At 71.1% G+C, this 9,618-nt stretch carries 6 protein-coding genes; 4 read left to right on the top strand and 2 right to left on the bottom strand.

The annotated features are described in order from the left end of the window. From DQ384_RS42255 to DQ384_RS22475, 3 genes are all read left to right on the top strand, one after another. A partial coding sequence (locus tag DQ384_RS42255) for a xylulokinase (protein ID WP_245966692.1) occupies positions 1 to 648 on the top strand: 648 nt, incomplete at its 5' end. Next, positions 645 to 2,285: a fucose isomerase gene (locus DQ384_RS22480; RefSeq protein ID WP_114030827.1), complete on the top strand. Its 1,641-nt coding sequence runs from the start codon at positions 645 to 647 to the stop codon at positions 2,283 to 2,285. The genes DQ384_RS42255 and DQ384_RS22480, both read left to right, overlap by 4 nt. A 789-nt stretch (positions 2,286 to 3,074) precedes the next feature. Further along, entirely contained in the window at positions 3,075 to 6,590 is a 3,516-nt protein-coding gene (locus tag DQ384_RS22475; RefSeq protein ID WP_114030826.1) for a S8 family serine peptidase, read from the top strand. Between the two features lie 130 nt (positions 6,591 to 6,720). Here the strand turns inward: DQ384_RS22475 and DQ384_RS22470 are convergent, their stop codons facing one another. Together DQ384_RS22470 and DQ384_RS22465 are read right to left on the bottom strand one after the other, a co-directional pair. After that, positions 6,721 to 8,070 carry a hypothetical protein gene (locus tag DQ384_RS22470; RefSeq protein ID WP_114030825.1) on the bottom strand — a complete coding sequence of 450 codons (1,350 nt, stop codon included), beginning with the start codon at positions 8,068 to 8,070 and terminating at the stop codon, positions 6,721 to 6,723. Continuing rightward, positions 8,067 to 8,642, bottom strand: coding sequence for a SigE family RNA polymerase sigma factor (locus DQ384_RS22465; protein WP_114030824.1), 576 nt, complete (start codon positions 8,640 to 8,642; stop codon positions 8,067 to 8,069). The genes DQ384_RS22470 and DQ384_RS22465 overlap by 4 nt, the downstream gene beginning before the upstream one ends. Before the next feature lie 165 nt (positions 8,643 to 8,807). On the opposite strand from DQ384_RS22465, the gene DQ384_RS22460 reads away from it, so the two are divergent. Continuing rightward, on the top strand, positions 8,808 to 9,602 hold the full coding sequence (locus DQ384_RS22460; protein WP_114030823.1) for an arylamine N-acetyltransferase family protein: 795 nt from the start codon (positions 8,808 to 8,810) through the stop codon (positions 9,600 to 9,602). Positions 9,603 to 9,618 lie beyond the last annotated feature (16 nt).

Genomic DNA, 9,618 nt, shown 5'->3' with positions numbered 1-9,618 from the left:
TCGCACAACCTGGCGGGCGGCATGGCGACGTCGGGCGCGCTCACCACCTGGCTGCGCGACCTCGTGGGCGCGCCGGACTACGCCACGCTCCTCGCCGAGGCCGAGGCGTCCGGTCCGGGCGCGCACGGCCTGCTCGTCCTGCCCTACTTCGCCGGTGAGCGCACGCCGCTACAGGACCCGGACGCCCGGGGCGTCATCGCCGGCCTCACGCTCAGCCACACCAGGGGCGATCTGTATCGCGCGGCGCTGGAGGCGACGGCCCTCGGCGTCCGGCACAACGTCGAGGCGCTCCACGCCGCCGGCGCGCACGTCGAACGCGTCGTCGCCGTCGGCGGGGGCACGCGGGGCGGGCTGTGGACGCGGATCGTCAGCGACGTCACCGGCCTGCCCCAAATCGTCCCGACCACCACGATCGGGGCCGCGTACGGCGCCGCCTACCTCGCGGCGCGCACGACCGTCGCGGCCGACATCACGGACTGGAACCCACCGGCGGAGACCATCGCGCCGAACGCCGCGCTGCGATCCGGCTACGACGAGCTGTACGCGATGTACCGCCAGCTCTATCCGGCCACTCGCGGCATCGCCCACACGCTCGCGGCCCGGGAACGGACGCTCGCGGCACCAGCACCAACGGAGGACACACCTTGAACACCTACGCCGTCCCAGCCCCGCCCAGCCGCCCGACGGCGGAGCCGAACACCGCCTACCTGATCGCGAGCGGCGACCTTCGCCCGGCGGCGAACCTCGCCGGGTGGCCCACCCAGGCGAAGATGGAGGCCGACGTCACGGCCGCCTTTGCCGAGCTGGGCTGGACCGTACGGCGGGCGCACCCGGTCGACCCGGCCACCGGCCACGGATTCATCTCCAGCCAGCGCATGGGCCTGGAGGTCTTCAAGGACATCCCGGCCGACGCGCCGCTCATCGTCGCCGAGGCCGTCTGGCAGTACAGCCACCACGTGCTCGCCGGGCTGCGCACGCACCGGGGCCCCATCCTCACCGTCGCGAACTTCGCGGGGGACTGGCCGGGACTGGTCGGCCTGCTCGGCCTCAACGCCGGCATGGCGAAGATGGGCGTCGAGTACTCGACCATCTGGAGTGTCGACTTCACCGACGACTGGTTCAAGGCGGGTATCAGGAGCTGGGTGGAGACCGGGACCATCGCCCATGACCAGTCGCACGTGCGTGACCTGCCGGACCTGCCCGGCAGCCCCGAACGGGACCTCGGCCGCGCGCTCGCTCGGCAGCTCCTCACCGACAAGGCGATCATCGGCGTCTTCGACGAGGGCTGCATGGGCATGTACAACGCCATCATCGACGACGAGCTGCTCAACCCCATCGGCATTTACAAGGAGCGGCTCTCCCAGAGCGCGCTCTGGGCCGAGATGCAGACCGTGTCCGACCAGGAGGCGGACGCGGTCGGCCGCTGGCTCGCCGACAAGGGCATGACCTTTCGCCTCGGCACGGACGAGGCGACCGAGCTCACCGAGGCGCAACTGCGCTGGCAGTACAAGATGTACATCGCGGCGCTGCGCATCAGCGACGACTTCGGCCTCGACGCCGTCGGAATCCAGTACCAGCAGGGGCTGAAGGACCTCTCGCCGGCGTCCGACCTCGCGGAGGGCATCCTCAACAACGTCGACCGCCCGCCGGTGACCTCGCGGGACGGGGCGCGGGTCCTGTGGGACGGGCAGGCCCTGCCGCATTTCAACGAGGCCGACGAGGGGGTCGCTGTCGACGCGCTCGTGACGAACCGCATCTGGACGGCCATGGGCCTCGACCCGGCGACCACCCTCCACGACGTGCGCTGGGGCGAGGAGTACGGCGGACGGTTCGTCTGGGTCTTCGAGATCTCGGGGTCGGTGCCGCCGTCCCACTTCGCCGGCGGATACGCGGAAGCGGTCGGCCGGCGGCAGGACCCGGTGTACTTCCCGCTCGGCGGATCGACCATCAAGGGCGTCTGCAAGCCCGGCGAGATCGTCTGGAGCAGGGTCTTCGTGCAGGGCGGCGCGCTGCACGTCGACCTGGGCCGGGCGTCGGCGGTCTCCCTTCCCGACGAGGAGACCGAACGCCGCTCGCAGGCGACCACCCCCGCGTGGCCCATCATGCACGCCGTCCTGCACGGCGTGACCCGCGACCAGTTCATGGCCCGCCACAAGGCGAACCACCTCAACGTCGCCTACGCCCCCGACGCCGAGACGGCGGACAGGGCCCTGGTGGCCAAGGCCGCCCTCTTCGCGGAACTGGGCGTGGAGGTACACCTGTGTGGCGAGTGCCCCTTGGCCTGATGGCCGCGTGGGCGGCGATGACGTCACCTTGCCGGGTCCTCGGTCCGGTACCCGGTCTCGCGTAGCCCGTGCGAGGACAGGCGAAGAGCGCTCTCCGGCGCGCAGGCCGGAGAGCGCTCGCGTGGCGGGTCAGTCTGGGGGCTCTGGGAGGTACGGGTCCTTGGAAATCTCTCCCGCAGGAGAGTGGTCGTGGCCGGGTGGGTGTCAAAACCCTCGCCCGATAACGCTTCTATAACAGGTCGGCGAGAATGTGGTTTCGGAATCGTCACCGGGCTTTTCAGCTGCATTTCGAAATGAGAAGTGAACGCGCTCCCGCCTCGGGCCCGTTCGCGTGCGATCAAAGGGAAAGAAGGCGCGGGCGCGGTACGTCCGGTCACCGTCGGAGTCACGCGCTGTCAGCGGCGCCGGGCCCGTGTTCCCCCGTGCCGGGCGGTCCTCGATCGCCGGGTTCCGAAGGCTCCGTGGTCTGGGCTCGCAGGTACGCCCTTCCGTGCTCGCGCGCGCCTACGGGCGCCCCGCATGCCGGGTGCGCGCGAAACGTCCCCGCGACCTGACGGGTTGTTACCTTAGCGCAGTAAGAAAGTCGGAAAAGAGGCTTGATGTCCGGGAAACATCCTTAATGTCAGACAAGCCCGTCATGTTAAATCCGGTCACATAACGTGCTTTGTCGATTTCAACCATTGCAAAGCAGACATGATCGATTCACGATTCTCCACGTGGGCTGTAAAGATCGCCTCAGCTCACGCCATCTCCCGGCGGTTCACCCCCGCCCGGCGTGAAGGAGAACGTGTGTCACGCACAACCCGGCACTGGCGAACGATTCTGACCGGAGCGGTCGCCACCCTCGCGCTCATGCTTCCCCACACCGCGGCCCAGGCCGCGCCTGATCCCGACAAGATCGACAAAGCAGTCGCCGCGGACCTGTCCGCGGACGACAAGGCGACCTTCTGGGTACGCCTCAAGAGCAACGCCGACCTCAGCGCGGCCCGCAGGGCCACCACCAAGACCCAGAAGGCGCAGCAGGTCTACAAGGCGAAGACCGACCTCGCCGCGTCGTCCCAGGCCGACCTCCGCAAGCTGCTCACGTCGGCGGGCGCGGACTTCACCCCCTTCTGGATCTCCAACGCCGTCCTGGTGACCGGCGACGCCAAGCTGGCCGGCGAGATCGCGAACCTGGCCGAGGTGCAGCGCATCGAGCCGACCCGCGTCACCAAGCTGCCTGAGCCGATCCACGGCACGCAGGTGGCGCAGGTCAACGCGGTGGAGTGGAACATCGACCGCGTCAAGGCCCCCCAGGTGTGGAGCGAGCTCGGCACCCGCGGCGAGGGCATCGTCGTGGCCAACATCGACAGCGGCGTGGACTACACCCACCCCGCGCTCGCCGCCCAGTACCGGGGCAAGCAGGCCGACGGCAGCGTGAACCACAACTACAACTGGTTCGACCCGGCGGGCGTCTGCCCGAGCCCCGCGCCGTGTGACAACAACGACCACGGCACGCACACCATGGGCACGATGGTGGGCTCCGACGGCGGGGCCAACGCGATCGGCGTCGCCCCCGGCGCCAGGTGGATCGCCGCCAAGGGCTGTGAGACCAACTCCTGCTCCGACGCCTCGCTGCTCGCCGCGGGCCAGTGGGTCCTCGCGCCCACCGACCTGAACGGGCAGAACCCCCGCCCGGACCTGGCGCCGGACATCGTCAACAACTCCTGGGGCGGCGCCGGCTTCGACCCCTGGTACAAGGAGACCGTCGAGGCGTGGGTCGCGGCGGGCATCTTCCCCGCCTTCGCCAACGGCAACGTCACCGGCGCGGGCTGCAACTCCAGCGGCTCGCCCGGTATGTACGTCTCCAGCTACAGCGCGGGCGCGTTCGACATCAACAACACGATCGCGACCTTCTCCACCCGCGGCGCCGGCGAGAACGGCGAGATCAAGCCCAACCTCGCGGCGCCGGGCGTGAACGTGCGCTCGTCCATCCCCGGCGGATACGACTTCTTCTCCGGCACCTCGATGGCGTCCCCGCACATGGCGGCCACCGTGGCGCTGATGTGGTCGGCCTCCCCCGCCCTGCGCGGCGACATCGCCACCACGCGTGAGCTGCTCGACGGCACCGCGATCGACGTCGACGACACCCGCTGCGGCGGCACCGCGGCGGACAACAACGTCTGGGGCGAGGGCCGCCTCGACGCCTACGCCGCCGTGCGGGCCGCCCCGGTCGGATCGCTCGGCGCGCTCGCGGGCACCGTCACCTCCGGCGGCGCCCCCGTCGCCTCGGCGACGCTCAGCGTGACCGGCCCGATCAACCGCACGGTCACCACCGCCGCGGACGGGACGTACGCGCTGCCGCGCCTGCTCACCGGCGACTACCAGGTCACGGTCACCAAGTACGGCTACCAGCCGGCCACCGCGACCGTCACCATCGTGGCCGACCAGACGGTCACGCAGGACGTGACACTGACCGTGCTGGCCTCCGGGACGGTGTCGGGTACGGTCACCGCCGCGGGCGCGCCCGAGGTGGGGGCCACGGTCACCGCCGTGGGCACCCCGGTCAGCGCCACCACCGACGCCGCCGGCCGGTACTCGCTCACGCTGCCGGAGGGCACGTACGACCTGAAGGTCACCCCGCTGTCCCGCTGCGCGGACGGCCTGACCGTGCAGGTCGCGGTGAGCGGCACCGTCACCAAGAACGTCGAACTGCCGCGCCGCATGGACACCTTCGGCTACACCTGCGCCGACGCCACCTCGGCGTTCGTCGCGGGCACCGACAAGCAGGCGATCACCGGTGACGACGTCGCCCAGCCCATCACGCTGCCGTTCACCTTCCCGTTCTACGGCACGGGCTACACCAGCGGCTTCGTCAGCAGCAACGGGTTCCTGAGCTTCACCGCCAGCAGCACCGCGGCCAGCAACGGAGCCCTGCCCTCGGCCGCCGCGCCCAACGCGGCCGTGTACCCGTACTGGGACGACCTGGTGCTGGACGACCAGTCCGGCGTCTACACCGCCACCACCGGCACCGCCCCGAGGCGCACGTTCGTCATCGAGTGGCGCAACGCGCGCTTCTACTCCGACGCGGGCCTGCGCATCACGTTCTCGGCGCTGCTCGGCGAGGACGGCTCCATCTCGTACCGGTACAAGGGCGTCACCAGCGAGCGCATCGCGGGCACGAGCGCCACGGTCGGCATCGAGAACCCCGGCGGCACTGACGCGCTGCAGTACTCCTTCAACGCCGCCGCGCTGCGGGAGGGCCAGAACCTGACGTTCACCGCCAGCCGGCACGGCCTGCTGTCGGGCCTCGTGACCGACGCCAACGACGGCAAGCCGCTCGCGGGCGCGACCGTGAAGGTCGGCGACGTGGCCACCTTCACGACCGGGGACAGCGGCACGTGGCTCGGCCAGATCCCGGTGGGCGACTACCAGGTGACGGTGTCCAAGGCGAACTACGGCACCTTCACCCAGGCCATCACCGTCACCGCCGGAACGGTGACCCCGGTCAACACCGCCCTGGCCACCGGCCGCGTGACGGCCTCGGCCGCCGACGTGACGCTGGTCATGCCCGCCAACGCCACCCGCACCGGGACCGTCCAGCTCACCAACCTGGGCGGCGCCACGGCGTACACCGTCGTGACCGACCCGGCGCAGGGCTGGCTCACCGTCACCCCGGTGGCGGGTGACCTCGCCACGGGCGCGTCGGTGACGCTGAAGGTGACCGCCTCCAGCACCGGCGTCCAGCCGGGCACCGTCCGCGCCGGCAAGCTGCTGGTGCGCTCGGCCAGCGGCCGCAACCCGCAGATCGAGATCGCCGTCAACGTCGTGGTGCCCAAGCACCAGGTCGCCATCGACCCCGGCGCCACCAAGGATCTCGTGGACGCGGTGGGCGACCGGTGGACCGCCGACCGGAAGTACACCACGGGCGGCTCCGGCTACGTCGCCTCCAGCAACAAGACGGCCACTACCACCAAGACGATCAAGGGCACCACCGAGCAGGAGCTGTTCAAGAAGGCCCGCGAAGGGATGCTGGAGTACCGGTTCGACGGGGTGCCCAACGGCACCTACACCGTCGAGCTGGGCTTCGCGGACATCAGGGACACCCGTCCGGGCAAGCGCGTCTTCGACGTCATCGTCGAGGGTCAGCTCGCGATCCCGGCGCTCGACCTGGCCCTGGAGGTGGGCACGTACACCGCCACCACCAGGTCGTACACGGTGAAGGTCACCGACGGCCAGCTCAACGTGCGGTTCGCGCAGCGGGCCGGTGACACGATCGTCAACGCCATCCGCATCTCCGAGCGTCCGGACAAGGCCACCCCGTAACGGCCTCCGGACCCACCGGCCCGTCCCGCCTGGCACGGCGCGGGACGGGCCGGTGGCCTTTCCGGGGGAGACCCAGGGGGGCATTCCTGCGAGACGCGATGGGCTCGCCGGTGAGACCAGCGGTCCGGGGTCACCAGTCGCGGGGCCCGACGACGGCGGTGGACAGGTCCCCCAGGCCCAGCTCTGCGCGATGGAACACCGTCCCCGCGTCGGAGAAGACGTGGTACTCGAACGTCCGGAGCCGGGATCGCGGGACCCCGGTGGGGAAGACCGCGACGCCTTCCGGGCCGGTCGTGCCCGCCGCGAATCGGGTTTCGCCGTCCCAGAGCTCCACGCGCGTGCCCGGACGCCCGGGAACGTAGACGGCGGCCGTCGCGGGGGCGCTGTCGTCGTTGCTCTTCTCCCCGGTGACGGTGGTCCAGCCCACCGGCGCCTTGGCCTCCTCCGGGTCCCACAGCGCCCTGCCGAGCCGATCTTGCTCGGTGCTTCCGTCCGGGTGCGTGTACGTCGTCTGGATCACGAGGAAGGTCGGGGTGTCCGGCCCGGAGAACGTCGCGACCAGCGCCGTGCGGCGGTGACCCAGGCTTCCGCCCCAGAGGAACCGGTAGGTCAGCCGTTCGGGCGGGGTGGCGATCGCGCCGAGGCCGTGCATGAGTCCCCGCGCGTCGGCGGCCACGACCCGCGCGGACGCCGCGTCCTTGTCGACGCGATCCCAGAAGGCGGGGTCGGCGGTGGAGTCGAGCGACCACGCCGGTTCCGTCGCGGACAGGTACATGTCGCCGATGCGCGGTTTGACGAACAACCGTCCGGGCCTGGCGTCGGGCACCGCCAGGAGGACCGCGCCGTGGTCCGCCGGCACGACGCGGGGCCGTGGTACCGGAGTGCCGTCCGCGGGATAGGAGATGGACGACAGCACCTTCACCGCCGTCATGCGGGGAGGGCCGACCACCAGCAGGACGTTCCCCTGCTCCGGGCCGAACCAGACGATCGGGGCACGTTCCCGCCCGAGGGACGACGGGCCGAAGACCTCTTCCTGTTCCAGGCGGTCGGCGGGTGTCCCCGCCGCGCCGTACAGCACCCACCCGTACGCGGCGGTGTCGTGGCCGACCGCCACCAGGACCAGACGCCGCCCGCCGCCGTCGCCCGCGAACAGCACGTGCACGTTCGACCCCGCCAGCCGGGCACGCACCCCGGCGAGGAAGCGCGCGTCGCCCGCGAGGGAACCGCGGGTCGGCCAGTCGAGCAGGCTGGGTGACTCGACGGCCGCGATGTCCGTACGGTCGCGGGCGCGCAGGCCGGCCGGTACGCCGGCACCGAGCGCCACCACGGCCACCAGCGCGGCGGCCAGCGCGGCCCGGCGGTTCCTGCGCGCACGGCCGATGCGCCGGGCGACGGCGGGGTAGGGGTCCGGGTCGCCGGGGATCCGCTCCGCCTGGGACGCCAAAGTCCGCCGCAGTCTGGATTCCAGCTGGTCGCTCATGGTTTCCTCCCGGCCATGTCCGAGTTGCCGGTCTTTCCGTTCCCGCCTGATCCGTCCCGTCCGCCGGAGTCGGTTCCGCCGGAGTCGGGTCCGAGCAGGTCCCGCAGCCGGACGAGGCCGCGCGAGGACTGGCTCTTGACCGTGCCGAGCGAGCATCCGAGGACGCGCGCGACCTCGGCCTCCGGCAGATCCTCGAAGTAGCGCAGCACCAGGACGGCGCGCATGCGCGGCGGCAGCGTCCGTACGGCCGTCCACAACTCGTCCCGCAGGTCGTAACCGGCCTGGGGATCGCCGTCCACGCTCCTGGGCACGGTCTCGGGGGGCGCGTCGGTGAGGTGCTCGGCGATCCGCCTGCGCCGCCACCACGAGTGGTTCAGGTTGATCACGATCCGGCGCACGTACAGCTCGGGGTCGTCGATGCGGCTCCAGCGGCGGTGGGCGCGGACGAGCGCGACCTGCAGCAGGTCCTCGGCGCGGCCGTGGTCGCCCGTGAGCAGGTAGGTCGTGCGCAGCAGGGCGCGCCACCGGGCCGTGACGAAATCACGGAACTGCTCCTCCGCCTTGGCGCTCACATGCCCTCCATCGCTCCTCACCCACTCCGATACCGCGCGGGGTGGAAAAGGTTGAGAGGTCCGGCCAACTCGTGGTGATCGGGCCGGGCGGAGTCGGGTCAGGACGTCGTTAGGCCTGTATGAATGGATAAATGGTGAAATGGCGGACCGGAGGCGGAGTAGTCAATGGATGAATCTCGTGTGGACGCCTACCTCGCGCGGATCGGCGTCCCGCGGCCGGCGGCGCCCGGCATCGAGGCGCTGCGGGAGATCCATCGCGCGCATCTCATGGCGGTCCCGTTCGAGAACCTGAGCATCCACCTGGGACAGCCCATCGTCCTGGAAGAGGAGCTGCTGGTCGCCAAGATCGTCGACCGGCGGCGGGGCGGCTTCTGCTACGAGCTCAACGGCGCCCTCGCCGCGCTGCTGACCGCGCTCGGATACCGCGTGACGCGGCTGGCCGCCCGGGTCTTCGGCGGCGACCGGCGCCCCGGCCTGCCGTTCGACCACATGGCGCTGCGGGTCGACGTGGACGGCGAGCCCTGGCTGGTCGACGTCGGGTTCGGCGCCTTCACCCACTACCCCCTCCGCCTGGCGGCGCGGGAGGAGCAGCACGACCCCGGCGGCGCCTTCCTGATCACTCCGGACGGCCAGTACGGCGACCTGGACATCCACCAGGACGGCAACGCCGAGTACCGCCTGGACGCCCGGCCGTACGAGCTGGGGGACTTCAGGCCGAACTGCTGGTGGCACCAGACCTCGCCGGACTCCCATTTCACCCGCTCGCTGACGTGCTCGCGGCTCACCGAGACCGGGCGCGTGACGCTCAGCGGCGCCAAGCTGATCCACACGGTCGGCGGTGAGCGCGACGAGGTCCCGCTGGAGAGCGACGCGGAGATCCTGGACGCCTACCGCACCCACTTCGGCATCGTGCTCGACCGGGTGCCGGTCGTCGCGAACCCGCCGGTGCCGACCGGCTGATCACGCGGCCGGCTGA

This window comes from Sphaerisporangium album (assembly GCF_003323745.1).
GTDB classification, from domain to species: Bacteria; Actinomycetota; Actinomycetes; order Streptosporangiales; family Streptosporangiaceae; genus Sphaerisporangium; species Sphaerisporangium album.
Note: the sequence above shows the minus strand (reverse complement) of the source record. Positions and strands in the feature narration are given on the sequence as shown.

Bases quoted from the DNA above. Each gene is read 5' to 3' on its own strand.
- DQ384_RS22470 (WP_114030825.1), bottom strand. From the start codon at position 8,070: ATGAGCGACCAGCTGGAATCCAGACTGCGGCGGACTTTGGCGTCCCAG.
- DQ384_RS22460 (WP_114030823.1), top strand. From the start codon at position 8,808: ATGGATGAATCTCGTGTGGACGCCTACCTCGCGCGGATCGGCGTCCCG.